At 41.3% G+C, this 25,122-nt stretch carries 24 protein-coding genes; 19 read left to right on the top strand and 5 right to left on the bottom strand.

What is annotated here, in order from left to right; translation table 11 throughout:
- The first annotated feature begins 14 nt into the window (after positions 1–14).
- The 8 genes from buk (at position 15) to JOC74_RS05220 (ending at position 8,228) form a co-directional block, all read left to right on the top strand.
- Positions 15–1,103, top strand: a complete 1,089-nt coding sequence (gene buk, locus JOC74_RS05255) for a butyrate kinase (protein WP_053603290.1) — start codon at positions 15–17, stop codon at positions 1,101–1,103.
- An 11-nt stretch (positions 1,104–1,114) separates the two neighbouring features.
- Positions 1,115–2,539 (top strand): dihydrolipoyl dehydrogenase, encoded by a 1,425-nt coding sequence (gene lpdA, locus JOC74_RS05250; RefSeq protein WP_053603289.1) that lies wholly within the window; start codon positions 1,115–1,117, stop codon positions 2,537–2,539.
- A gap of 16 nt (positions 2,540–2,555) precedes the next feature.
- Positions 2,556–3,548 carry a thiamine pyrophosphate-dependent dehydrogenase E1 component subunit alpha gene (locus JOC74_RS05245; RefSeq protein WP_053603288.1) on the top strand — a complete coding sequence of 331 codons (993 nt, stop codon included), beginning with the start codon at positions 2,556–2,558 and terminating at the stop codon, positions 3,546–3,548.
- Positions 3,549–3,559: 11 nt separating this feature from the next.
- Positions 3,560–4,543 (top strand): alpha-ketoacid dehydrogenase subunit beta, encoded by a 984-nt coding sequence (locus JOC74_RS05240; protein ID WP_053603287.1) that lies wholly within the window; start codon positions 3,560–3,562, stop codon positions 4,541–4,543.
- A gap of 19 nt (positions 4,544–4,562) precedes the next feature.
- Complete coding sequence (locus tag JOC74_RS05235) at positions 4,563–5,828, top strand: dihydrolipoamide acetyltransferase family protein (RefSeq protein WP_053603286.1); 1,266 nt, start codon at positions 4,563–4,565, stop codon at positions 5,826–5,828.
- 265 nt (positions 5,829–6,093) lie between these two features.
- Positions 6,094–7,299 (top strand): macrolide family glycosyltransferase, encoded by a 1,206-nt coding sequence (locus JOC74_RS05230; RefSeq protein WP_053603285.1) that lies wholly within the window; start codon positions 6,094–6,096, stop codon positions 7,297–7,299.
- A 94-nt stretch (positions 7,300–7,393) separates the two neighbouring features.
- Entirely contained in the window at positions 7,394–7,801 is a 408-nt protein-coding gene (locus JOC74_RS05225) for a GNAT family N-acetyltransferase (RefSeq protein ID WP_053603284.1), read from the top strand.
- Positions 7,802–7,820: 19 nt separating this feature from the next.
- Positions 7,821–8,228 (top strand): GNAT family acetyltransferase, encoded by a 408-nt coding sequence (locus tag JOC74_RS05220; RefSeq protein WP_053603283.1) that lies wholly within the window; start codon positions 7,821–7,823, stop codon positions 8,226–8,228.
- A 69-nt stretch (positions 8,229–8,297) separates the two neighbouring features.
- Here JOC74_RS05220 and JOC74_RS05215 read toward each other — a convergent pair whose 3' ends face one another.
- A complete protein-coding gene (locus JOC74_RS05215; protein ID WP_053606034.1) occupies positions 8,298–9,191 on the bottom strand; it encodes a putative RNA methyltransferase in 894 nt (297 codons plus the stop codon).
- A 264-nt stretch (positions 9,192–9,455) separates the two neighbouring features.
- Positions 9,456–10,379, bottom strand: coding sequence for a YegS/Rv2252/BmrU family lipid kinase (locus JOC74_RS05210; RefSeq protein WP_053603282.1), 924 nt, complete (start codon positions 10,377–10,379; stop codon positions 9,456–9,458).
- A 185-nt stretch (positions 10,380–10,564) separates the two neighbouring features.
- On the opposite strand from JOC74_RS05210, the gene JOC74_RS05205 reads away from it, so the two are divergent.
- From JOC74_RS05205 to JOC74_RS05190, 4 genes are all read left to right on the top strand, one after another.
- Positions 10,565–11,542 (top strand): ArsR/SmtB family transcription factor, encoded by a 978-nt coding sequence (locus JOC74_RS05205; RefSeq protein WP_053603281.1) that lies wholly within the window; start codon positions 10,565–10,567, stop codon positions 11,540–11,542.
- A gap of 23 nt (positions 11,543–11,565) precedes the next feature.
- The gene (locus tag JOC74_RS05200; RefSeq protein WP_053603280.1) at positions 11,566–12,798 is read left to right on the top strand and encodes an MFS transporter; all 1,233 of its coding nucleotides are present in this window, start codon (positions 11,566–11,568) and stop codon (positions 12,796–12,798) included.
- 216 nt (positions 12,799–13,014) lie between these two features.
- On the top strand, positions 13,015–13,428 hold the full coding sequence (locus tag JOC74_RS05195; protein WP_053606033.1) for a BrxA/BrxB family bacilliredoxin: 414 nt from the start codon (positions 13,015–13,017) through the stop codon (positions 13,426–13,428).
- A gap of 68 nt (positions 13,429–13,496) precedes the next feature.
- Positions 13,497–13,823, top strand: coding sequence for an MGMT family protein (locus tag JOC74_RS05190; protein WP_082363856.1), 327 nt, complete (start codon positions 13,497–13,499; stop codon positions 13,821–13,823).
- A 38-nt stretch (positions 13,824–13,861) separates the two neighbouring features.
- Here JOC74_RS05190 and JOC74_RS23840 read toward each other — a convergent pair whose 3' ends face one another.
- Together JOC74_RS23840 and JOC74_RS05180 are read right to left on the bottom strand one after the other, a co-directional pair.
- Positions 13,862–15,595, bottom strand: coding sequence for a glycine betaine ABC transporter substrate-binding protein (locus JOC74_RS23840; RefSeq protein ID WP_053603279.1), 1,734 nt, complete (start codon positions 15,593–15,595; stop codon positions 13,862–13,864).
- Positions 15,596–16,801 (bottom strand): quaternary amine ABC transporter ATP-binding protein, encoded by a 1,206-nt coding sequence (locus JOC74_RS05180; RefSeq protein ID WP_053603278.1) that lies wholly within the window; start codon positions 16,799–16,801, stop codon positions 15,596–15,598.
- A gap of 366 nt (positions 16,802–17,167) precedes the next feature.
- Here JOC74_RS05180 and JOC74_RS05175 point away from each other — a divergent pair, with 366 nt between their 5' ends.
- On the top strand, positions 17,168–18,142 hold the full coding sequence (locus JOC74_RS05175) for an aromatic acid exporter family protein (RefSeq protein ID WP_053603277.1): 975 nt from the start codon (positions 17,168–17,170) through the stop codon (positions 18,140–18,142).
- A gap of 44 nt (positions 18,143–18,186) precedes the next feature.
- Here the strand turns inward: JOC74_RS05175 and prli42 are convergent, their stop codons facing one another.
- Positions 18,187–18,279: a stressosome-associated protein Prli42 gene (gene prli42, locus JOC74_RS05170; RefSeq protein ID WP_158320293.1), complete on the bottom strand. Its 93-nt coding sequence runs from the start codon at positions 18,277–18,279 to the stop codon at positions 18,187–18,189.
- 304 nt (positions 18,280–18,583) lie between these two features.
- Here prli42 and JOC74_RS05165 point away from each other — a divergent pair, with 304 nt between their 5' ends.
- The 6 genes from JOC74_RS05165 (at position 18,584) to JOC74_RS05140 (ending at position 25,121) form a co-directional block, all read left to right on the top strand.
- The gene (locus JOC74_RS05165) at positions 18,584–20,119 is read left to right on the top strand and encodes an acyl-CoA carboxylase subunit beta (RefSeq protein WP_225970383.1); all 1,536 of its coding nucleotides are present in this window, start codon (positions 18,584–18,586) and stop codon (positions 20,117–20,119) included.
- Between the two features lie 18 nt (positions 20,120–20,137).
- Positions 20,138–21,259, top strand: coding sequence for a M20/M25/M40 family metallo-hydrolase (locus JOC74_RS05160; RefSeq protein ID WP_053603275.1), 1,122 nt, complete (start codon positions 20,138–20,140; stop codon positions 21,257–21,259).
- Between the two features lie 13 nt (positions 21,260–21,272).
- On the top strand, positions 21,273–21,731 hold the full coding sequence (locus tag JOC74_RS05155) for a chemotaxis protein CheW (RefSeq protein ID WP_053603274.1): 459 nt from the start codon (positions 21,273–21,275) through the stop codon (positions 21,729–21,731).
- 95 nt (positions 21,732–21,826) lie between these two features.
- Positions 21,827–22,645 carry a helix-turn-helix domain-containing protein gene (locus JOC74_RS05150; RefSeq protein WP_225970342.1) on the top strand — a complete coding sequence of 273 codons (819 nt, stop codon included), beginning with the start codon at positions 21,827–21,829 and terminating at the stop codon, positions 22,643–22,645.
- A 150-nt stretch (positions 22,646–22,795) separates the two neighbouring features.
- Positions 22,796–23,989 carry a Gfo/Idh/MocA family protein gene (locus JOC74_RS05145; RefSeq protein WP_053603272.1) on the top strand — a complete coding sequence of 398 codons (1,194 nt, stop codon included), beginning with the start codon at positions 22,796–22,798 and terminating at the stop codon, positions 23,987–23,989.
- Complete coding sequence (locus JOC74_RS05140; protein WP_053603271.1) at positions 23,958–25,121, top strand: dihydrodipicolinate synthase family protein; 1,164 nt, start codon at positions 23,958–23,960, stop codon at positions 25,119–25,121. Before JOC74_RS05145 ends, JOC74_RS05140 begins: the two co-directional genes overlap by 32 nt.
- Position 25,122: the final 1 nt, after the last annotated feature.

Raw genomic sequence — 25,122 nt, 5'->3', positions numbered from 1 at the left:
TGGAGGAAGTAACATTGCGGGGAAAAGAGCATCGCATACTTGCGATTAATCCAGGTTCTACTTCAACAAAAATAGGTGTGTACCATAATGAGCGTTTAATCTTTGAAAAGATCGTCCGACATGATGAGAAAGAACTTATAAAGCTCGGGGGCATTAATGGGCAATATCCATATCGAAAAATGGTGATTCTAGAAACCTTGCACGATCAAGGAATCAATCTTTCAAGGCTTGATGCCGTTTGCGGCAGAGGCGGTCTGATTCGGCCGATTGAAGGAGGCACCTATGAGGTGAACGAGGCAATGCTTAAAGATTTAAAGACAGGGCATGCCGGCCAGCACGTCTCAAATCTTGGCGGCATTTTAGCGAATGAAATTGCTTCAGGCTTAAACATTCCTGCCTTTATCGTTGATCCTGTCGTTGTTGATGAGATGGAACCTATTGCTAAGATTTCCGGATTTCCATCGATCGAGAGAAGAAGCATTTTTCATGCCTTGAATCAGAAGGCGGTGGGACGGAAGATTGCTTCAGACTTACAGAAACGGTATGAGGATTTAAATTTGATCATTACCCATATGGGAGGCGGAATTACAATAGGTGTACATCGGCATGGAAAAGTGATTGATGTCAATAACGGTCTGCATGGGGAAGGACCTTTCAGTCGTGAGAGGGCAGGTACAGTTCCGACAGGTGACTTGGTCGATCTCTGTTTTTCCGGACAATATTACAAGGATGAAGTGATAAAAATGCTGATCGGAGGGAGCGGGCTTGCGGGCTATCTAGGTACGACCCAAGCAGATTCAGTAGAAACAATGATCGAAGAAGGGAACGAAAAAGCGCGTCTGGTTTATGAAGCAATGACGTATCAAATCGCGAAAGAAATAGGAGCTGCAGCCGCTGTGTTACAGGGAACGGTTGACGCGGTTATTTTAACAGGCGGTCTTGCCCACAGCAAGCTTATCGTGGAGAACATTAGAAGGTATGTCGATTGGATTGCCGATGTGCACGTCGTACCAGGAGAGAATGAACTGCAAGCACTCGCAGAAGGTGCATTGCGGGTTTTAAATAGACAAGAAAACGCAAAACACTATCATCCGAATGATTGAGAGGGATACAAATGGCAACAGAATATGATCTGGTGATAATCGGCGGCGGAACGGGCGGATATGTTGCTGCGATCCGTGCATCACAGCTCGGCTTGCGAGTCGCAATAGTTGAAAAAGAGAAGCTTGGCGGCACGTGTCTGCATAAAGGCTGTATACCGAGCAAAGCGCTTTTAAGAAGCGCCGAAGTATTTAGAACGACGCAGCAGGCAAGCGACTTCGGGGTTGAGAATACGTCAGGCGCTACTCTTAACTTCTTAAAGGTTCAAGAACGAAAGCAAGCAATTGTCAACCAGTTGTTTCAAGGTGTGAAAAGCTTGCTGAAGAAAGGGAAAATCGATATTTTTGAAGGCACCGGAAGGATTTTGGGACCTTCAATTTTTTCACCCATCCCTGGTACAGTCTCTGTTGAGTTGGCGAATGGGGAGGAGAACCAAATGCTGATTCCAAAAAATGTCGTGATCGCAACAGGTTCAAGGCCTAAGGTGTTAGACGGGCTGGAATTTGATCAGCATACGGTTCTTTCCTCTGATCAGGCGCTTTCACTCGAAGAGCTGCCTGCTTCTATGCTGATAATCGGCGGAGGAGTGATCGGAATTGAGTGGGCTTCTATGCTAAATGATTTCGGCGTTAAAGTGACAGTCGTTGAATATGCAGATCGAATACTTCCGTCAGAGGACGAGAGCATAAGCAAAGAAATGGCGAAACAGCTGAAGAACAGAGGAATTGAATTGATTACGGGCGCGAAAATTTTGCCTCATACCGCAATAAAGACCCCGGGAATCAAAGTTGATGCCGAAAAAGATGGAGAGATTTTCACATTTACTGCTGATAAAGCGCTCATTTCAGTCGGAAGGCAAGCGAATATTGAAGGAATCGGTCTAGAAAATACCGATATCGTCATTGAACAAGGATACATAAAAACGAATGACTTGCAGCAAACAAAAGAATCACATATTTATGCAATCGGCGATTGTATCGGTGGTCTGCAGCTTGCCCATGTGGCCTCACATGAAGGGATCATTGCAGTAGAACATATTGCCGGCGAGCAGCCAAAACCTCTGGATCCCTTACAGGTGGCGAAATGCATTTACTCTTTCCCAGAGGCAGCAAGCATTGGTTTATCTGAGGAAGAAGCAAAGGCGAAAGGATTTCAAGTGAAAATAGGGAAATTCCCTTTTCAAGCAGTAGGCAAAGCGCTTGTGGCGGGAGAAACAGACGGTTTTGTAAAAATCGTTACCGATGAAAAATCGGATGATATTTTAGGCGTCCATATGATCGGTCCGCATGTAACGGATATGATTTCAGAAGCGAGTCTTGCTAAAGTCCTTGATGCGACGCCTTGGGAGATCGGCCAGACAATCCATCCCCATCCGACGTTATCTGAGGCGATCGGGGAAGCAGCTCAAGCTGTATACGGAAAGGCGATTCACTTTTAATATTAGGAGGTACTTTATGGGAAACTCTCAACATAAACAGCTGGGAATTTCGGATTCTGAAGCAATTGATATGTATCAAACGATGTTACTGGCTAGGAAGATAGATGAAAGAATGTGGTTGTTAAATCGATCAGGAAAAATCCCTTTTGTTGTTTCGTGTCAGGGACAAGAAGCAGCTCAGGTAGGTGCGTCTTTTGCAATGGATCGCGAAAATGATTATGTCCTTCCTTATTATCGCGATATGGGGGTTGTGCTTTCCTTTGGAATGACTGCTGTTGACCTTATGCTTTCGGGCTTTGCTAAAGCGGAAGACCCCAATTCAGGCGGCAAGCAAATGCCGGGGCATTTCGGTCAGAAAAAAAATCGGATCGTGACAGGCTCATCGCCTGTGACCACTCAAGTTCCACACGCAGTTGGAATAGCGCTTGCGAGTCGCTTGGAAAATAAAAAACTTGCCACGCTTGTGACGTTTGGGGAAGGCTCCTCCAATCAGGGGGATTTTCACGAAGGCGCAAACTTTGCAGCCGTCCATAAGCTCCCAGTCATTTTCATGTGTGAAAATAACAAGTTCGCAATATCAGTTCCCTATGAAAAGCAAGTGGCCTGTGAGCGTATTTCAGATCGTGCCGTGGGGTACGGGATGCCTGGTGTGACGGTTGACGGAAACGACTTACTTGCTGTGTACCAAGCCGTGAAAGAAGCGAGAGAACGGGCAATGAAGGGAGAAGGACCAACCCTGATTGAAACGATCTCTTACCGAATGACGCCCCATTCAAGCGATGATGATGACCGCATCTACCGTGAAGAGGAAGAACTGGCAGCAGCAAAACAGAATGACCCATTAAAAATATATGAAGAATATCTAACACAGTCTGGTTTGCTGACGGAAGAAAGCAAAAAACCTATCTTAGAAGAAGTAATGAAGCAAGTAAATGAAGCGACAGAATATGCGGAAGCAGCACCTTACGCAGAACCTGAAGCTGCATTAAGGCATGTGTTTGCAGAGTAGGAGGAGAACAAATGGCAATAATATCTTACATTGATGCGGTAACATTGGCAATGAAAGAAGAAATGGAACGGGACTCCCGCGTTTTTGTCCTTGGTGAAGATGTGGGAAAAAAAGGCGGAGTATTTAAAGCAACCTCAGGTCTTTATGAGCAATTCGGCGAAGAACGGGTAATCGACTCGCCGCTTGCTGAATCTGCAATCGCCGGCGTGGGAATAGGCGCTGCTATGTATGGGATGCGTCCGATTGCAGAGATGCAATTTGCCGATTTTATCATGCCGGCAGTCAACCAAATTGTATCGGAAGCTGCTAAAATTCGTTACAGGACAAACAGCGACTGGACATGCCCGATCGTAATTCGTGCTCCTTATGGAGGCGGGATTCACGGCGCGCTTTACCATTCCCAATCCGTAGAAGCGATTTTTGCCAATCAGCCGGGACTGAAAATAGTCATGCCATCGACTCCTTATGATGTCAAAGGATTATTGAAGGCGGCTATACGAGATGAAGACCCGGTTCTGTTTTTCGAGCACAAGCGAGCTTACCGTTTGATAAAAGGCGAGGTACCAGACGATGATTACGTTTTGCCTATTGGGAAAGCAGATGTAAAACGGGAAGGAGAAGATCTCACGGTTATTACGTACGGACTGTGTGTACATTTCGCCTTGCAAGCAGCCGATCGCCTTGCAGCTGAAGGAATATCCGTTCACGTTCTGGATTTGCGAACTGTCTATCCTCTTGATCAAGAAGCGATTATCGAGGCAGCTTCTAAAACAGGGAAAGTTCTTTTATTAACAGAGGATACGAAGGAAGGAAGCGTCATGAGTGAAGTGGCTGCCATTATTGCAGAGCATTGCTTATTTGATTTGGATGCCCCGATTAAAAGGCTCGCCGGTCCAGATGTTCCAGCCATGCCTTATGCTCCAACGATGGAAAAGTACTTTATGGTGAATCCGGACAAGGTTGAAGCAGCCATGAAAGAATTGGCTGAGTTTTAGATCAAGGAGGTAACGACCTATGCCTATTGAACAAATGGCAATGCCGCAGTTAGGTGAGAGCGTAACAGAAGGCACAATCAGCAAATGGCTCGTAAAACCAGGCGACCATGTAGCGAAATATGATCCAATCGCAGAAGTAATGACAGATAAAGTGAATGCGGAAATCCCATCTTCTTATTCCGGGAAAATTACGGAATTAACGGCACAAGAGGGAGAGATGCTCCAAGTCGGAGTATCGATATGCAAAATAGAAGTAGAAGAGGCAGAAAAAAAGACCACAGTAGAAGAAATTTCTGCCTCTGAACCGAATGAGGAAAGTCATTCAAATACTTCGAACCGCGCTAAAGATCAATCGAAACGAAACCGATATTCTCCAGCTGTGCTTCGTCTTGCAGAAGAGAATGGCATAAATCTTCAGCTTGTAGAAGGGACAGGTGCCGGCGGTCGTATAACAAGAAAGGATTTGCAAAAAATCATCGAATCAGGAACAATTCCTGAAACCAGCAAGGGTGTTGAAAAGCCAGATCCAGCCATGGTGCAAGCTGAAGAAAAAGCAGAAATCGCACAACCATTGCCACAGTCGGGCGACAAAGAAATTCCGGTTTCCGGAGTCAGAAAGACGATCGCGGCGAATATGGTTAAGAGCAAAACTGAAATTCCCCATGCTTGGATGATGGTTGAGGTGGATGTGACGGATTTGGTTACTTACCGAAATCGTATCAAGGAAGAATTTAAACAAAAAGAAGGATTTAATCTTACCTTTTTCGCGTTTTTTGTAAAAGCCGTTGCAAAAGCATTAAAGGAATTCCCGCAAATCAATAGCACATGGGCGGGCGATTCCATCATTCAGAAAAAAGATATTCACCTTTCGATCGCAGTTGCTGCAGAAGATGCCTTATATGTACCTGTCATTAAGCATGCGGACGATAAAACGATCAAAGGAATTGCAAGGGACATTGTTGATCTGGCGAAAAAAGCGAGATCAGGAACACTGAATGCGGAGGATATGAGCGGGGGGACGTTTACTGTGAACAATACTGGTTCATTCGGCTCCATTCAATCGATGGGTATTATAAACCATCCGCAAGCAGCTATCCTGCAAATTGAATCAATCGTGAAACGTCCGATGGTTATGGAGGGTAATATGATTGCGATAAGAGATATGATTAATATTTGCCTTTCCATTGATCACAGAGTACTTGACGGACTTGTATCCGGAAGATTTCTTGCGAGGGTGAAAGAAATTCTGGAAACCATTGATGAAGAAACGATGTCAGTTTATTAGGGCTGATATATAAAAGAGTAATAAAAAGAAAGCGGACTGAAAACGTCTGCTTTCTTTTTTTAGAAGGTTTAATAATATTATGGGAAAAGTTATTCCAATTGGAATAACTTTTGTCCTAGATATAAAAAGAAAGAAAAGGGAGAAGAGAACTATTTTTCCTTATACAAGTGTCATTTGTTGACTGGCTTTCTGTGCTGGAATTATAATTTATGTTAGTTATTAATAACTATCTTTCGCAATAAACTTTGGAGGAGTGAGCTTGAGAATGGCAAACATATTATTCATTAATTTTCCGGCGGAAGGGCATGTGAATCCTACTCTTGGAATTGTGAAGGCTCTTGCAGAACAGGGAGACAATGTACACTACATTACGACTGAAAAGTTTAAGGAACGGCTAGAAGGAGTGGGAGCAAAGGTACATCTTCATCCGGATCTGCTCAGTAAAGCCTCCATTGATTCTTCTTCATCAGCAGGGTTACAAGCATTTTTAAACATTCATATTCAATCGTCGCTTGATATACTGGAAATCACGAAACAATTGTCAGAAAGCATTTCTTTTGATTTTGTGCTGTATGATATGTTCGGAGCAGGAAAGTTAGTGAGAGATTACTTCAATATTCCTGGAATCTCTTCATCACCCTCATTTAAGATGCCGGATGACGTATTTAAAGAATTACCTTTTCATCCTGACTCTGAGGCTTCCTTCGAGCTTGATCGGGATGCTGAAAAATTACTTGAACAAATAAAAGACCGGTTCGGCGTTTCACCTGAGAACCTGCTGCAATTCATGAGAAATGACGGGGAGTTAACGATTGTATACACAAGCAGGTATTTTCAGCCTAACAGCGATCATTTTGGTGACAGCCATATTTTTATCGGCCCAAGTTTTCCAAAAAGAAAAGAGTCGAATAATCAGTTCCCTCTTGAAGAGTTGAAGGATGAGAAAGTTCTCTATATTTCGATGGGAACTGTTTTGGATCAGACAGAAGAGTTTTTCAATACGTGCATTGAAGCTTTTGCCGATTTTCAAGGGAAGGTTGTTATAGCAGCCGGAGAAAGAGCGGATTTCACAAAAATTACTCAAGCGCCTGATAACTTCATCATTTCTTCCTATGTTCCTCAACTGGAGGTACTTAGTGAAGCGGATGTTTTTATTACGCACGGCGGTATGAACAGTGTCAATGAAGCGATTCACTTTCAAGTTCCCCTGGTTGTTCTGCCGCATGACAAGGATCAACCAATGGTAGCACAGAGATTAACTGAGCTTGGAGCGGGTTACAGATTATCAAAGGAAAACATTGATGTTCAGTCTTTGACAGCTGCAGTAAATGAAGTGCTCTCTAACAATTACTACAAAGAAGGAATCAAAAAGATTAATGAGAGTTTTCAAGCTTGCGGTGGTGTTCAAGAGGCTTTAAAAAGAATTGATAGTTTTGTAGAAAATGAGTATCGAACAATTAAATTGAATTAGAAAAAATAGATGAAATGAGAATTTCCTATTTATCTACTTGCATATTTATTATATATTATTAATAAATATGCATTTTTATTTGAAGGAGATTCTTATGGAGATTGAATGTAAAAATATACTTCCTAACCAGGAAGATTTTCATAAACTTCATCAAACCACGGGGTGGAATGCTGAAGGGTATTACACAAAGGACCAGCTTTACAAAGCGATTTGTAACAGCTGGTATTCTGTTTCTATTTATCGGAAAGACGAGCTTATCGGGTTTGGGCGAGTAGTATCTGACGGGGTATATCAAACATTCATTTGTGATGTTATGGTTCATCCTGACTATCAAAAGCAAGGCATTGGAAGAACCATTTTGAAAAACTTATTAAAAAAATGTCAGGACGAAGGGATGAAGAAGGTTCAATTGTTCTCAGCAAAAGGAAAACACAGTTTTTATAAGAAGCTGGGGTTCACAGAACGTGAGCCGGAAGCTCCTGGCATGTCTTTATTATTATAGACACCTGAGGTGAGGATAAATGAAATTTCGTCAGTTTACTGTGAGCGATTTTAACTCTGTCATTGATTTATGGCAGCGGGCAGGATTGATTTTATCCCGCTCTGACACTTTGGAAGGAATAAAGGAAAAATTAAAAAGGGATTCAGAGCTGTTTTTTGTTTTAGAGGAAAATGGAACAATCATTGGTGTTGTGATGGGAAGCTATGATGGCAGAAGAGGCTGGATCAATCATTTAGCTGTAGATCCGGAACATCAAGGAAATAATTTAGGTCAAAAAATTATCAGCGAACTCGAAATACGGTTGAAAAAAATCGGCTGTGAGAAGCTCAACCTTCTGATTGAAATGGACAATAAACAGGTAAAAGGATTTTATGAGAACTTGGGGTATAAGCAGGATGAATTGTTATTCATGGAAAAGTGGATCTGAGACAAGAATGTATTTTTATTCATTTAATTATTATTAAAACCCGCCTGAACAAGAGCGGGTTTTAAAAGGTTATTTGGTGGTTTTTCTTCCTATTAATAAATCCAGGTCTACAGTTAGGTCAATAAACTCTTTTTCTAAGAACTGGTGTATTTTTTTCTTAGATTGATCCCATGTTAAAGGGGTCATCTGAACCAATGCTTGAATTTCAGTTTTCGCAAGGATTTGGGTATAACGTAAATTCAAGTATTTTACATGATGAAAATTATGTGTAAAACGAGCAATAATATCTGCATTGGAATAGGTTTGTTTTTCTTTATTATCAAAAAAGAATTGTCGCACCTCTTTTAAATAATCACGTCGAGGGACTACCTTTATCACGATGCCGTCATCAGTCAGAAGCCGCTTAAACTCCTTATAATTTGCAGGGGATAAGATATTCAGCAGAACATCAAATTGCCTGTCGTTAAATGGCGTATTCGCAAGATCAGCGACTGACCAGATCAATTCATCGTATTTTTTAGAAGCTGCCAAAATTCCTTCTTTTGAAATATCTATGCCAACACCAGTTACTGAATCGCCGTTAAAAGAGGAAATATGCTTGTATATCCTTGATAAATGTGAGCCCTCTCCACATCCGGTATCTAGCATTGCCAAAGTTCTTTTATTCATAGAATGAGCTTTCTGGCAGGCTATCACGTCAGCAATAGAATGATAAAGGGGAGCAAATAAGCCACTTTGCGTAATTATGGCTCTCCTTCCCTCAAATACATCCTTTCCGTAGTTGGTTTTTATCGGGTGATCCAAAAAGTTTACATAACCTTGTTTTGCAATATTAAACGTATGGCCGTTAGTGCAAACGAAACTATTTGTATCACATACTCTCATTTGAGATCGGCAAATCGGGCATGAAAAAATCGATTCGGCTTTCTTAATATCGTTTGCCCTTTTTATTTTTTTGTTCATGTTAGACAACTTTTACACCTCATTCATTCGTTAGTTAGATAAATGAAAAAGGCATAGACAAATAAACCTGCCTCATACAATTAAAAAAAATGAGCAGGGTATAAAAAAGTCTATACCTTTTACTATCTGTAACGAATGAATTGGATAATCAATGTAATGAGCTCCTTTTAGTGTAAAAGAATAGGGGCATTGCCCAATAATATGTTATCAGCCGATGCATAAAAATTCAAAGGTCAAATGCATTGTCAAAAAAACCGTCCTTTATCAATCAGTAGAGGACGGTCTTGCTATTGCGCTGTCGGCTGGGACGATCATTTGTAAGTGTCCTTTCAGCACTTCAATTTTGACAGGGGTTTTTGTGTAAATCTCTCCATCTGTATCTGCTTTCATCTCTTGTTTGGTCGTGATTTCAATCGATTTTCCTTGGTAAAAGGATAGATCATCCTTATCAAATTCTGAAGCGGATTTATCGTCTAACGCCAAAAGTTCCTTAAAAGCAGAAAGACTTGGATTTCTGCAAATCAAAATATCCGCCAATCCATCATTCATCATGTGATTTGCAAGCGGTATCCGGTTTGTACCGATAAAATGTCCATTTAATACAAGGAGCATTACTGCTTTATCATTTATTTTTTCTCCATCGATTAACATTTCAACTTCAAAGGGTTCGGCTCTGGATAATGTTCGCAATGCGCTTGTAAAATAGCTTAATTTACCAATCACCGCTTTTTCGTTTTCGCGGATATTTTCTGATGCTTCTGTAATCAGTCCGATTCCCCAAAAATTAAGCGCATATTGCTGATCCGTTTTTAAAAGATCGATAGAAACTAGCTCCCCACCTGTTAACGCGTGTGCAGCTTGTTCAATTTGCTGGGGAATCTGTAAGGACCTTGAAATATCATTGCAGGTTCCGCCGGGCAGAATACCGATTGCAGGTTTTTTGTGAAGTCCGGCGACTCCATTTATACATGAGTGGACTGTGCCGTCGCCTCCAAGGATAAACAGGTAATTTACGTCTTCATCTAATTGTTCGCAAAATTCTTCTGCGTCTGTTTCTTTTTTCGTTGGTTTTATTACGAGTTCGTCCACATACTGCGAAAGAATGGGAACGGCGGCTCCTAATGTCTTTTCGATCTTTTTTTGCCCGGCATTCCCATTATAAATCAGTAAAGCTTTCTTTTTTTTCATCATAAAGGCTCCTTTACCTGCTTTATAAAAAATGAATTCATCCCATGGTAACTTTACATTCTATAGTGAGTCAAACTTACTCGGCATGGTACCATTAGCCAAAAGAAGGAAAATACTTGAAATATGTAATGAGTTCGATTAAGATCGAACTATAATAATTTCGTTCGATGGAGGTCGAACTTTTAATGAATCAGGATCAACACATTAAGATTGAAATCGACTATTCACCTGTCTACGAGCTTGCTATTAGCTTGTACATTTACATGAGCAAAAAAGAGAAAAAAATTATTGAGCTTGGCAAGCCTTGGTACAAAAAAGTAGATAACCAATTATCACCAGAATTGAAACGGAAAATTAAGGAGGATCGAATTTATATAGATCATGGAATGGATTTATTTTATGTGTACAGCTCTCCGAATAAACAAAGCATTCCCGAATTTTTGAAATGGATGACATCGCTGAAGGAAAAAGAGTTTAAGGACATCCATTTGTCGATCCTCGCCCAAAAACATGAAGAAGACGTAAAAAAATTCAAAAAAACATATACCTATCGTTGGATTGAGGAACATGGTTTTAGTGCATTAAAAGACTATTTTCTTGACCTATGGCAGCAATGGAATGAGGAATATTTCAGCGGGATTCAGGACGAAATCCTTAACAGTCTAAAACAGGAAGCACAAAAAATGAAAGAACTTGCGGACTCTATGAACTCAGTTCAATTAATCGAGAAGGCGACGAACGGTATCTGTTTAGAGGATGATCAAGTCAAAAAAGTCGTGCTCATCCCTCAATTTCATTCAAATCCATTTAATGTTTACGAAAATTTCAAAAATTTAAAAATGTTTTTATACCCGATCGATTTGGATGGAGTCCAATCGAATGAACCTTCAAGAAAACTAATGAGAGTGACAAAGTGCTTGGCGGATGAAACCCGCCTGAAAATTCTGCGCTATGTACATGAAGAGCAAAAGAGTTTTATGGAGATTGTTAATCAAACTAAACTTGCAAAAAGCACCGTCCATCACCATTTAGTTGTGCTGCGTGCTGCAGGCTTGATACGGCTGCATTCGTCTAACAAAGACGGCGACCGATATAGCTTGCGTGAATCCAGGATTCAAGACGTTTCTCTTCTACTATCCGATTACATTAAAAATGTAAGATAGAGGTCTAAAAAGGGGATGAAAGAATGAAGGAATTGTTTAAAACTCGATCTTTTCTGTGGATTTGGCTTGGTCAAGCTGCTTCTGCATTGGGTGGCACATTTGCGGTATTTATTATGTCATGGCTTGTGTACGATTTAACTGGGTCAAAAATCGCTATGGGAAGCATTTGGGTGTTTTTTATGATCCCAAGTCTGTTAACGCAGCTGCTATCAGGACCTTATCTTGATCGATGGGATCGCCGGAGCGTGATGGTATTTTCGGAATGGTTGAGAGCCGGGGTTTTTCTCGCCGGAGCTCTTCTTTATTTTACTAATCTCCTTACGCTTTGGCATATGTATGCCATCGCTGTTTTGATGGGAATTGCTGAGCCGCTGTTCCGCCCGGCAAGTATGGCGTATGTCGCACAAGTATTGCCAAAAGAACGCTTGATGAAAGGGAACTCCTTTTTGGAAGGAACAAATCAACTAATGATGCTGATTGGTCCGGCGTTGGGAGGTGTGCTGCTGCAGTTTACCGGAGCAGGATTTATTCTGGGACTATTAGTGTTAACGTTAGCAGGTGCAGGGTTCTTTCTCTGCTTATTGCCAAAATCGGATCATCACTTTGAAAAAAAGGAAAGTTGGTTTTCTCAGTTCAAGGAAGGATTAAGCTTTTATAAAATGTATCCGGTTTTACTCGGAGTCGGCCTGTTGTTAATGGTCATGAACTTCTGTACCGGCGCAGCGATTCCAATGTTTTTGCCTTATGTAACGGATTATTTAGGGGGAAACTCAATTCAATACGGCTTGTTTACTTCTGCGTTTTCTTTAGGAATGATCCTGGGAGCTGTTATAACGGGTAGCTTGAAAGAACCAAAGAATCGGCGTGTCGTGATGCTAGGGGTCGCGCTGTTTGAAGGGTCCCTGTTTATTATATTAGGAATAAGCACCAATTTTATCGTTTCGTTTTTAGTAACTGTCCTGCATGGAATCTTAGCGATCACCTTTAATATTCACAATACAACACTGTATCAAAGAAGAGTTCCTGATCATTTGCGAGGCAGGGTATTTGCAGTCCGCATACTTCTTGCACAAGCAGGAATGCCTGTTGGAGCCATGCTCGGAAGTATCGTAGCAGAAACCTGGAGTATACCGATTCTCTTTTTCATCATTGGTGGTTTGATGACAATCGTAACAGTTACAGCTTTTTGTCTTCCAATATTCCATCAACTAAACGATGACGTATCTGCAACTGCGAAGGATGCAGCAGCTCCATAAGGTTTTATTTTCTTCTTTTTTTTATGATGGATCATTGTCTCAAGTGAATGAATAGCATGATTAGAGAAAAACTGCATATTTAAGGAGTATACAAAAAAACACAAATATAGCCTAAGCTTAGTCATTTGGATTTTATTCGGTTCCCTGATATGATAGAGAGATAATAGAAATGGAATAGGAGAGGTCAGCTTGAATAATATCGATTTCGATTTGTTTATGAATGACGTGGTCAGACAAGCAAGACAGGAAATTGTCTCTGCCGGATATACAGAACTAAAAACTCCAGAAGAAGTAAAAGAAGCTTTTGCTAAAAAAGGAACGACGCTTGTTATGGTGAATTCAGTGTGCGGATGCGCAGGAGGGATTGCCAGGCCTGCAGCCCATCATTCAATCCATTTTGATAAACGTCCGGATCATTTGGTGACCGTGTTCGCAGGACAGGATAAAGATGCGACAGCTGAAGCAAGAGGCTATTTTACAGGGTATCCACCTTCTTCACCTTCATTTGCCTTATTAAAAGACGGGAAACTTGTAACTATGGTTGAAAGACATGAGATTGAAGGCTATGATCCGATGCAAGTAGTAAATAAGCTCCAAGCTGCCTTTGAAGAACATTGTGAAGAAGTATAAATTTGACTATTAGCTCCACAGGCCGCTTATTAGGCTTGGGAGTTTTTTTATTGAAAGGAGTCTGTCGTTTGGAGGGCTTTACATTAAGAGTTGTTGAAATTATTAAACAAATTCCATCAGGAAAAGTAATGACATACGGCCAAATTGCGGCTTTGGCTGGAAATCGAAGAGCTGCGAGACAAGTCGTTCGAGTACTTCACTCCATGAGCAAAAAACACAAGCTTCCCTGGCATCGCGTGATCAATTCGAAAGGGGAAATAGGGATAAAAGAAGATGAACTCTTTTTCTCCCAAAAATCAGCGTTGGAAAGCGAAGGGATTGAATTTAATAGCGAGATCGCAATCAATCTTGACGAATATCAGCATCATCCAAAAAATATAGCTGATACAACGTGAAAAAGCGTGATGAATGAAAGTTCATCACGCTTTTTTAATTATTTCTTTAGATCTTCAATTGAATCAATATCCATATATTCTGGAACTGTCAGACCAAGCTTAGTACCTTCCAGGTTTGGACCAAGATCTACTAATTGGTTTTTATACTTATTAACATAATCTTCATGGGTAGTCGGCAGCCATGCAGCAACTAAAGCGTCTGCACTTCCATTAGCTACACTGATAAACATCGGACCTGCCTCTACTTGTTTCATTGATGCGTTATATCCAGACTGTTTTAGTACCTCACTAATTATATTGGTACTGGCGATTTCAGACTCCCAGGCCACGTAGACTAACGTAATATTCTGGCCGTTTCCTTTTTGAGCACCATCTGTCCATTTCTTAACAGCGTCTTGATGGTCTTTCACCCATTTTTTTGCTGCTTCTTCAGGCTTCGTTCCTTCTTGAATGTCCCTCATGACTTCTTCCATGTCAGAAGCTTCCCAATGGAATTGATCGAGAATTTTGTATGCTCCTGGAGCTTCTTGATCCAATCCTTTTCTTACCATTGTATTGATCGCTTCACTCTCGCCAAATGAACCTTTTGGATCTTCCAAATACTTCAATTTGTATTTGCTAAACATCCAGTGTGGGGTCCAGCCTGTGACAATAATTGGCTGCTGACGATCGTAAGCCTTCTGCAGTTGTGCGGTCATCGCAGCCGAAGAACCTTCTTTTAATGTCCAGTCGCCTTCCAAACCATAATCGGCCATCGCTTTTTCTGTAGCTTTCATGAGTCCGGCGCCTGGATCAATTCCAGTGATCTGGTAATTCACCTCTTCACCTGCTGATCCTGCAGGTCCATTTCCTTTTTGCCCTTCGGCGAACGAAACACCAATAAACGATACGACGATTACGAGGGCAAAAAACCCGTAAACATAAGCTTTAGAAATGGCTTTCCCGTAGGCTGGCTTTCGTAAGTTTTGAGAAATCCGGTCCATAATAATTGCAATGATAACAATTGATAATCCGGCTACGAAGCCTTCTCCTACCTGAACTTGAGTAACAGCACGATAGACTTCCGCACCTAATCCGGGTGCACCAACCAATGAAGCAATTACGACCATGGATAATGAGAGCATGATACTTTGGTTTACCCCTGCAAGAATGGTTGGAGCAGCAAGCGGCAGCTGCACCATCGATAGCTTTTGCCAAGAGGTCGAGCCAAATGCGTTCGAAGCTTCAATTAAGTCTTTTGGAACTTCTCGTATACCTAAATTCGTTAACCGTATAGTTGGAGGTATCGCAAAAATCACAGAAGCGATAATTCCAGGTACTACGCCTATTCCAAAAAAGAGGATGGCTGGAATGAGATATACGAATCCAGGCATTGTCTGCATGAAATCCAGTATTGGTGTTACGATTTGCTTTACTTTATCATTGTGGGAAGCCCATATACCAAGCGGGATTCCTAATATAATCGTTATGACAACAGACGCAAGTACTAAGGCAAGCGTACTTACCATTGCATCCCATAATCCGAAATTTTCGATTAATAATAACCCTATAAGTGTAAAGAGTCCAACTGTCCACCGGCTTGTGTAAAACGCTAATAATGTTAGCAAAATAATGAGTACCCAAGACGGACCTAAACCCAATACTTTTTCAAGGCTGGTTAAGAAGGATTCAGTTATGTTACTGACCAAATTGAAAAAACCACCGAAATTCGTGACAATCCAGGTCACTAGGGCATCAACCCATTCAGCTACTGGTAAAGTTGGCAGCCCCATTTAAATCTCCTCCTTTACGTTCAAATCATCTTTATTGCCGGCGAGAGCTCCAATTACAGCCCCTCTGATAATCACGCCTTTTAATCGGTTTTCCGCGTCAACTACAGCAAGTGGAAGCGCTGAAGTCGAAAGGGCATCTATTACATCCGCAAGCAGTGTATCTTCATGAACTGTAACGATATCCTTTTGCATCACATCTTCAACCGATTTGTTTTCTTTGACTGCATTCGATGCGTCATCAGCAGTGATGGCACCCAGCAGTTTTTGTTTTCGATCTACGATGAATATGCTTGAGTATCCTTGCTCCTTCATGATTTGCAGTGCTACCCTCGGACCGCGGTCAGGAGTAATTCGTTCCGCCTGTTTTTGAACATGAGAAGCCGTTAAGACTTTCGAGAGATCCACATCCTCAATGAACTGTTCTACGTATTCATTTGCAGGATTCATCATGATTTCTTCAGGTGTTCCGATTTGAATCACACTGCCGTCTTTCATTAAAGCAATTCTGTCACCGATTCGCAAAGCTTCATCAAGATCGTGAGTAATAAAAATAATTGTTTTTTTCATCGTTTCTTGAATCTCTAATAGCTCACTTTGCATGTCTTTGCGAATTAATGGGTCCAAAGCACTAAACGCTTCATCCATTAATAAAATGTCTGTATCGCTTGTAAGAGCCCGGGCAAGTCCGACCCTTTGCTGCATGCCCCCGCTTAATTGGGAAGGGTATTGATCTTCGTACCCTTTAAGTCCTACGACCTCTAATGCTTGTCTGGCTTTTTCTTTTCGTTCTGCAGCAGGAACCTTCTGGATGACAAGTCCATGTTCCGTATTTTCTAGAACCGTTTTATGAGGAAATAAAGCAAAGTTCTGAAAAACCATGCTTATCTTTTTCCTCCGGACGTCTCTTAAAGCTTGAGCGTTCATTTTTACAATGTCTTCGTTATCAATCAAAACATGGCCAATTGTCGGTTCGATCAATCGATTTAACATACGGATAAGCGTTGACTTTCCGCTTCCAGAAAGGCCCATTACGACAAAAATTTCACCAGGATAGATTTCGAAGCTGGCTTTATTGACTCCAACCGTTGCTCCCGTTTCCTTTAAGATTTCATTTTTCGAATAACCTTCCTCGAGTAATTTTATGGCGTTTCGCTTCGATTTGCCGAAAACCTTTGTTACGTTATTTACTACTACTTTTGGTTCCATTTACACACCTCACTAGAAATAGATATTTTAGTTTTTCCAATTAGAAGCAAAAATCGGCAACTTTGTTATTATATAAAGAAAAAAGTTTTGATTGCAAATGATAATGGGCTAATAATAATAGTGAAAACACTTGCAAACCAAAGTTTGTTATTGATTTTTATGGATGCTGCAATCCCACTTGAAGTAGCGTGACAGCTGTGCTGAGCCCAACAAGTTTAACCATGGTAAACAATTGTTCTAAGACTATCTTAAATTTTTTCTAAAGCAAGGATAAAATAAGCAAGACTTTTTGTGAAAAATCGTTTAGAATAGTCTTTGCCAAATTTGAAATGAAAATTTAAATTGACAGCACAGAAAGGGTTTATAATGTTTAAAATAGGTTACCGAACGGTAAAAACTGCATTGGGTACGGCCTTGGCCATATTTACAGCCCAATTATTGAATTTGCACAATTTTGCTTCAGCCGGAATCATTACGATTCTTTGTATCCAAGTTACTCAAAAACGATCACTACAAGCATCATGGGCAAGATTTGCCGCATGTTGTATTGCCATAATATTATCTTATCTTGTGTTTGAATTTCTCGGGTATAACCCTTTCGCTATAGGGATTTTAATCTTATTATTTATTCCGTTGACCGTATATACTAAAGTAAAAGAAGGCGTCGTAACTAGCTCTGTCATTATTCTGCATTTATATATGTCAAACGGGATTACGTTATCGCTGATAAAAAATGAACTGATGCTGCTTATCATCGGTATCATCTTTGCCTTGGTTATGAACCTCTATATGCCTAATCTTGAAAAAGATTTAAAGGCTTATCAGCAAAAAATAGAGGACGATTTCGCTGAAATATTCGAGAAGATTGAAAACTATCTTTTAACAGGAAAACAGGACTGGACAGGAAAGGAAATTCATAAAACGCACGACCATATCAATAAAGCAAAAAGTTTAGCATTCCGAGATGTTGAAAATCATATGATGCGGCATGAAAATTTATATTACCATTATTTTAAAATGCGCGAAAAACAGTTCGAGATCATCGAACGCTCATTACCGATTTTAACCTCTATTCCCATTTCGGGTGAACAAAGCAAAAAAATTGCAGTGTTCATCCGAGATTTAAAAGAGCATATTCATCCGGGCAATACTGCCCATAAGTTTTTGCGGGAATTGTGCGAAATGCGAGAGGAATTCAAAGACATGCCGCTTCCGAAAACACGAGAGGAATTTGAAGTGAGGGCAGCACTGTTCCATTTTATTGGCGAGATGGAGCAGTACCTTGTTATCAAAAGCTATTTTAAAGGATTAAAACCCGCAAAAAAACTCAAGGATGCCTAATAGAAAAGCCTGACACATCAAGAACTGTGTCAGGCTTTTTCGTTCTATAAAAATAAGGCCGCTCCGGTTAACAACGTGCTGATTAACATGATTGCAGCCATTATGATCGCCATTATTTTTATTGCCTTTCGCTGCATTTTACAACCTCCGTTCAAATTGCTTTCTCTTATTTTATCTTGTTTTTTATCATAGGACAAGCATGACAAGATGTGATGAAATATGGCCCGGCAGGATATTTAGATTTTAACCGTGTTTAGAAATTCCGATTCAGCAAAAATATGAAAAAGCAGGATCAGTACAAATATTAGTGAATGTTTGCATATGTTATAGAAGCAGACGATTTGAATGAAGAAACAAATTTTATAGATATTGTATATCTCCCGGATCTACTCGCTGTGTTCTTATATGAAACCGATAGGAAAGGAGACAGGTAAAGTGGATATGTACGATCATCTAACTAAGCTGTATGAAAAAAGAAGGTTGGCTGAGGCCGGCGGAGGCGAACAAAAAATTGATCGGCAGATGCAAAAAGGAAAGCTGACGGCAAGAGAAAGAATCGATTTCTTATTAGATCCAGATTCGTTCGTGGAACTGTATACATTCATGGAGAGCAGGGATCCCGGAATAAAAACCCGTTATCCCGGAGACGGCGTTGTCACAGGCTATGGGAAAATAAACGGAAGGCCAGTGTATCTGTTTTCTCAGGATTTCACAGTTTACGGCGGGACGCTTGGAGAGGTACATGCGAAGAAAATAGCGGCTGTCATGGATCTTGCTGCATCGAACAAAACACCCTTCATCGGTTTGAACGATTCAGGTGGTGCGAGAATTCAAGAGGGTGTGGTATCATTAGATGGATACGGACAAGTTTTTTACCGTAATGTCCTTTACTCGGGTATCATTCCGCAAATCTCTGTCATACTAGGACCTTGTGCAGGCGGAGCGGTTTATTCACCGGCAATGACTGATTTTGTTTTTATGGCCGAAAAAACGAGTAATATGTTTATCACTGGTCCTAAAGTCATTGAAGCTGTCACTGGTGAGCATATAAGCTCAGAGAGTCTTGGTGGTGCTCAAGTACATAATTCGATTAGTGGAAATGCCCATTTTTTTGAGAGAACTGAGGAAAAGCTATTAGAAAAGGTAAAAAAACTCCTTACTTATTTGCCGCAGCATTTTGAGAGAAAGCCTCCCAGTGCTTCAATCATTCCAGACGAAAATCATGATCGGCCAGCCCTGTCCGAGCTAGTACCGACAGAAAGCTGCAAAACCTATGATGTCAGGAGAGTGATTGAAGAGATCGTTGACATAGCCTCGTTTATGGAGGTACAACAGAACTTCGCCAAAAATATTGTCATCGGTTTTGCTCGAGTAAATGGCGAGGCGGCAGGTATCATTGCCAATCAGCCGAAAACATTGGCAGGCAGCCTGGATATTGATGCTGCTGATAAATCTGCCCGATTTATCAGGTTTTGTGATTCTTTTAACATTCCTCTGATTACATTTGAAGATGTTACAGGTTTTTTTCCGGGCATTAAGCAAGAGCACGAAGGCATTATCAGACATGGAGCCAAAATCATATATGCATATGCGGAAGCCACTGTCCCTAAGATCACCGTGATTTTGCGGAAAGCATACGGAGGGGCATATGTTGCATTAAACAGTAAAGCGATCGGGGCTGATTTTGTATTTTCCTGGCCAAATGCCGAAATCGCAGTCATGGGACCTGAGGGAGCAGCCTCTATCATTTATGCAAAGGAAATCGAGCAATCCGATGATCCTGATGGAACCAGGACACAGAAAATTCAAGAGTACCGGAAACAATTTGCCAATCCATATAAAGCCGCAGAAGCTGGGATGATAGATGATATTATTGAGCCGAGTGAAACCAGAAAAATGCTGATTCATGCCTTGGAAATGTTGAAAAACAAATGTGATATGAGACCTTTAAAAAAACACGGAAACATTCCGCTATAAATTTGGGAGGTTATCAAAGTGATCGATGAAAAACGATTAATAGAAGAATTTCTAGAGCTTGTTCAAATAGACTCGGAAACAAAGCACGAAGCTGAAATTTGCAAAGTTTTAAAGAAAAAGTTTCAAGATCTTGGTCTTTCCGTCATTGAAGACGATACGACATCAATTACCGGCCATGGAGCAGGCAATCTTATTTGTACTCTTGAAGGTACAACTGATGCAGATGCGATTTATTTCACTTCTCATATGGACACAGTCGTTCCAGGAAACGGAGTGACGCCTGTCATTGAGGGAGGATACGTGAAAACAGACGGAAAGACAATTTTGGGTGCTGATGACAAAGCAGGGCTTGCTGCTATGTTGGAAGCAATCAGGGTTCTGAAGGAAAAGCAGATTCCGCATGGAACAATTCAATTTGTCATTACGGTTGGCGAAGAATCAGGGCTATTGGGAGCAAAGGCGCTTGACCCATCACTACTAATTGCAAAATATGGCTATGCTCTTGATTCAGACGGAAAAGTAGGAAATATTATCGTTGCGGCACCGACACAAGCAAAAGTAAAAGCAACGATTTACGGTAAAACAGCCCATGCCGGCGTGGCTCCTGAAAAAGGGATTTCTGCAATAACAGTTGCTTCGAAAGCCATCTCAAAAATGCCGCTTGGAAGAATCGATAGTGAGACGACTGCAAACATCGGCAGATTTGAAGGCGGTACTCAAACAAATATCGTCTGCGATCAGGTGGATATTCTCGCTGAAGCTCGTTCGTTGGACGCGGAAAAGATGGAAGCTCAGGTTCAAAAAATGAAAAACGCCTTCGAACAAGCAGCAGAGGAAATGGGAGCAAGAGCTGAAGTTAATATTGACATTATGTATCCAGGTTTTAAATATCAGGACGGTGACTTAGTAGTTGAAGTAGCTAAGCAGGCAGCGGAAAAAATCGGGCGAAGCTGCGAGCTTCTGACGAGCGGCGGAGGCAGTGACGCCAACGTAATTGCTGGTCATGGCATTCCAACTGTTAATTTGGCTGTCGGTTATGAAGAGATTCACACGAAAAATGAAAAAATGCCAATCGAGGAGCTTGTGAAAACAGCTGAACTTGTGGTAGCGATAGCAGAAAGCACAGTAAATCCAAGATAAGGCAGGGAAGAAAATGGGGACGTTTAAAGCAATTTTGTTCCATATTCATAATGAATTATTTCTCGTGGATATAAGTAAAATTCAGTCAATTGAATTGCCTGGCACAATTACTCCGATTGGTGGGTTTCCTGAAGAAATTCTCGGGGTATCCCAAATTAGAAAGGAGCTTGTCCCAGTCATCGATTTAGGGACAGTTGTTGCCCATCGGCCGATCGTGCAGGATGAAGAAAGCAAGCTTTTGTTGCTATCTTCTGCGTATGGCACGTTAGGCTGCCTCGTTTCTTGTGCAGATGACATCATAGAGATGGAAGCAAGTGATGTAAAAACAATGTCCATACGCTCGACCCCTGCCGATTATTTCGGAGGAGCTGTTGAAAGAGACGGGAAACTGGTCGTAAAGCTTCTGCCGGAGCATCTGTATCAAGGTATAGAGGGTATTGAAACGATTTCTTCTGCTTTACATGCCCAATAGATATAGTCATGAGACCGAAAATGCTCTTTTAATCGTGCTTTTCGTCTCATGAACTATGAATGAAAGACTGGTGCAAGCAGAAAGGAGGTTCGAAAGTGAAATTTCAAAAGCTGAACATGCCGGATTCAGGTGTGCATCTGTATGAAAGCAAACATCCTAAAGGCCATTTTATTTCAGAGCATTACCACGATCATTTTCAACTCCTATATGCACTCGAAGGAGAAGGGGAGTTATACGTAGATAAAAAAAGGTATGAATTTTCTAAAGATCAAGTGGTATTAATTGTTCCGCATTCGGTACACTCCATAAAAGCCCATTCCAAACTAACTGTCCTCGTTTTGGCTTTCTCGAAAATACTGGGACAGGATATTGAAAGTCTCTTAATGCAGGCCTTTAGACTGCAAACATCTCATTTTCAATTAGATCTCGTCAGGGCAAGTGAAGTCAGGCAGTTATTGCGAAAAATGCTATTCGAACAAACCGATTACGATCCGCTATGCAAATATTCATCTCCGGTCTATTTATTCGAGTTTCTGCTGATTCTCGTCCGACTTAATAAAAATAAAAAGATTGAACATGCCAATGACAAACGATCGAACCAAATGAGAAACTACATTGAAGCAAATTACTTCGAAAATATTACAGCAGAATCTCTTTCCACAACCTTTAACATTTCTCCTCGATACATTAATGATATTTTTAAAGAAAAATACCACGAAACACCGTTGCAATATTTACAAAAGGTAAGAATCGACCGGGCCAAAAGCCTATTAACCGAAACGGAAAAAGATATTGTTTCTATCTGTTTTGAAGTTGGCTATGAAACTCTTTCTACGTTTTACCGTTCATTTCGAAATTTGGTGGGGATGTCGCCAAATAAATTTCGAAAAATGAATAGAGTGAAGGAGCTGTAAAGCCGATAATGCTTATTGCTTATGAAACTCGTATGGCAAATTAGTTCCGTTTTTGCAAATTCACTTCTCATTTGTGTAAGACGATCTACTAAAAGCACCCCTATACTTAGGTTAAATGCATCTAATGAACCAATCGAGAGGGGGGCATTTATGTCTACGATTCATTTAGGAATTATCATGAATGGCGTAACTGGCCGTATGGGAACCAATCAGCATTTAATAAGATCAATCACAGCGATCCGAAAAGAGGGTGGCATTGCCCTTTCAAACGGTGATGTGATTATGCCTGATCCCGTTTTAGTCGGAAGAAATGAAAGCAAGCTGAAAAACTTGGCGTCCAGCTGCCACATCGACCGTATCAGTACGAATTTAGATGAATGTTTGGCCGACTCGCATAATACTATTTATTTTGACTCACAAACAACAGTGAGGCGTGCAGCAGACATTCGTAAAGCAATTCAAGCCGGAAAACATATTTATTGCGAAAAGCCGACAGCCACAACTTTAGAAGAGTCTCTTGTATTAGCAAGACTCGCATATGAAGCCGGCGTCAAAAACGGTGTTGTTCAAGACAAATTATTTTTGCCAGGCATATTGAAGCTGAAACGGCTGATTGATTCCGGATTTTTCGGGAAAATCCTGTCCGTTCGAATGGAATTTGGGTATTGGGTTTTTGAAGGAGATTGGCAAAAAAGCCAGCGCCCATCTTGGAATTACCGAAAAGAAGATGGCGGGGGAATCATTCTTGACATGTTTGCCCATTGGCGCTATGTGATCGATCATTTATTCGGAGATATTAAAGCGCTTTCTTGTATCGGAGCGACTCATATCCCAAAGAGAATAGATGAAGATGGAAATACTTACAGCTGTACAGCCGACGATGCAGCCTATGCAACGTTTGAATTAGAAGGAGGGATTATTGTTCAAGCGAATTCTTCGTGGGCAGTCAGAGTGAACCGTGATGACCTTCTCACGATTCAGGTTGATGGGACGGAAGGAAGCGCTGTCGCTGGATTAAGAGATTGCAAGATTCAGCACAGGGTAAACACGCCGAAGCCTGTATGGAACCCGGACATAGCAAATCCATTTAAATTTATGGACCAATGGCAGGAAGTTCCGGAAAATGATAAGAACGAAAATGCATTTAAGCTTCAATGGGAAATGTTTCTTAAGCATGTGGCACTAGATGATCCGTTTCCTTGGTCTTTGTTGGAAGGCGCAAAAGGGAGCCAGCTTTCAGAGCTCGGTCTGCTTTCTTGGAAGGAACGGCGGTGGGTTGATGTTCCGAACCTGACAATTGGGGGAGAAAAGGATGAGTACAGCGTTAAAGCTGCCAAGAGCTGACGGCTCCTTATATCTTTATCAGCAGGTGCAAAAAACAGCTGCAGACATTACACCAACTAAATTTAAAAGCCGAATTGCTTTTTCTGCAGCTCATGTCGTATGTGATCCGTTTACCGATACAGATCCGATCTTGCAGCCTAAAATCGATTGGGAGGATACGTTAAAATACCGTCATTATCTATGGTCTCACGGATTTGCCGTTGCAGAAGCCATGGATACGGCACAGCGTGGAATGGGGCTTGGCTGGGAGAGCTCACAGGAACTCATCAGGCGATCCATAGCCGAAGCCCGATCGATCGGAGCCCGGATTGCATGCGGTGCAGGGACGGATCAGCTTTTGCCTGGCGCAAAAGCAACCCTTTCAGAGATTCAACAGGCTTATGAAGAGCAATGCAGCTTGATTGAAAAGCATGGCGGGCAAATTATCTTGATGGCAAGCAGAGCGCTGGCGCAAGCGGCAGAAGCTCCTGAAGACTACGACAAGGTATATGGGAGCATTTTGAACCAAGTATCTGAACCTGTCATTCTTCATTGGCTTGGAGATATGTTTGATCCGGCATTGAAAGGCTATTGGGGCCATAATCACATCAATGAAGCGATGGAGATTTGCCTGAATATTATTTGGGATCATAAGGAAAAGGTAGACGGAATTAAAATTTCCCTTTTGGATGCCAGTCAAGAAGTGAAAATGAGGCAGCTGCTACCCGATGGAGTAAGAATGTATACGGGTGACGATTTTCATTTCCCGGAACTTATTCTCGGTGATGAAAGCGGTTACAGCAATGCGCTTCTCGGAATCTTTGATGCCATTGCACCGGCAGCCTCACTCGCTTTGCATTCGCTGGATACCGGCAACATTAAACGTTACGAAGAAATAATGGCAAAAACCGTGCCATTATCAAAGCATATTTTTCAGAAACCTACCTATTCCTATAAGACAGGAATTGTGTTTATGGCCTATTTAAACGGACATCAATCACATTTTCGAATGATAGGAGGAGCTGAAAGCGCCAGATCGATTGTTCATCTTGCTGATCTTTATGTTCTGGCGGATCAAGCCGGGCTGCTTTCAGATCCGGATCTCGCGGCTGAAAGAATGAAAAAAGTCTTGGCGCTTGCAGGGATTGAATAGG

Source organism: Bacillus capparidis (assembly GCF_017832095.1).
Classification (GTDB): domain Bacteria; phylum Bacillota; class Bacilli; order Bacillales; family Bacillaceae; genus Bacillus; species Bacillus gobiensis.
The sequence above is the reverse complement of the archived record's forward strand: the minus strand, read 5'-3'. Positions and strand labels throughout refer to the sequence as shown.

Coding starts and splice junctions, on each gene's coding strand:
- lpdA (WP_053603289.1), top strand. CDS start 1,115: ATGGCAACAGAATATGATCTGGTGATAATCGGCGGCGGAACGGGCGGA.
- JOC74_RS05245 (WP_053603288.1), top strand. CDS start 2,556: ATGGGAAACTCTCAACATAAACAGCTGGGAATTTCGGATTCTGAAGCA.
- JOC74_RS05240 (WP_053603287.1), top strand. CDS start 3,560: ATGGCAATAATATCTTACATTGATGCGGTAACATTGGCAATGAAAGAA.
- JOC74_RS05235 (WP_053603286.1), top strand. CDS start 4,563: ATGCCTATTGAACAAATGGCAATGCCGCAGTTAGGTGAGAGCGTAACA.
- JOC74_RS05230 (WP_053603285.1), top strand. CDS start 6,094: ATGGCAAACATATTATTCATTAATTTTCCGGCGGAAGGGCATGTGAAT.
- JOC74_RS05225 (WP_053603284.1), top strand. CDS start 7,394: ATGGAGATTGAATGTAAAAATATACTTCCTAACCAGGAAGATTTTCAT.
- JOC74_RS05220 (WP_053603283.1), top strand. CDS start 7,821: ATGAAATTTCGTCAGTTTACTGTGAGCGATTTTAACTCTGTCATTGAT.
- JOC74_RS05215 (WP_053606034.1), bottom strand. CDS start 9,191: ATGAACAAAAAAATAAAAAGGGCAAACGATATTAAGAAAGCCGAATCG.
- JOC74_RS05210 (WP_053603282.1), bottom strand. CDS start 10,379: ATGAAAAAAAAGAAAGCTTTACTGATTTATAATGGGAATGCCGGGCAA.
- JOC74_RS05205 (WP_053603281.1), top strand. CDS start 10,565: ATGAATCAGGATCAACACATTAAGATTGAAATCGACTATTCACCTGTC.
- JOC74_RS05200 (WP_053603280.1), top strand. CDS start 11,566: ATGAAGGAATTGTTTAAAACTCGATCTTTTCTGTGGATTTGGCTTGGT.
- JOC74_RS05195 (WP_053606033.1), top strand. CDS start 13,015: ATGAATGACGTGGTCAGACAAGCAAGACAGGAAATTGTCTCTGCCGGA.
- JOC74_RS23840 (WP_053603279.1), bottom strand. CDS start 15,595: ATGGGGCTGCCAACTTTACCAGTAGCTGAATGGGTTGATGCCCTAGTG.
- JOC74_RS05180 (WP_053603278.1), bottom strand. CDS start 16,801: ATGGAACCAAAAGTAGTAGTAAATAACGTAACAAAGGTTTTCGGCAAA.
- JOC74_RS05175 (WP_053603277.1), top strand. CDS start 17,168: ATGTTTAAAATAGGTTACCGAACGGTAAAAACTGCATTGGGTACGGCC.
- prli42 (WP_158320293.1), bottom strand. CDS start 18,279: ATGCAGCGAAAGGCAATAAAAATAATGGCGATCATAATGGCTGCAATC.
- JOC74_RS05165 (WP_225970383.1), top strand. CDS start 18,584: ATGTACGATCATCTAACTAAGCTGTATGAAAAAAGAAGGTTGGCTGAG.
- JOC74_RS05155 (WP_053603274.1), top strand. CDS start 21,273: ATGGGGACGTTTAAAGCAATTTTGTTCCATATTCATAATGAATTATTT.
- JOC74_RS05145 (WP_053603272.1), top strand. CDS start 22,796: ATGTCTACGATTCATTTAGGAATTATCATGAATGGCGTAACTGGCCGT.
- JOC74_RS05140 (WP_053603271.1), top strand. CDS start 23,958: ATGAGTACAGCGTTAAAGCTGCCAAGAGCTGACGGCTCCTTATATCTT.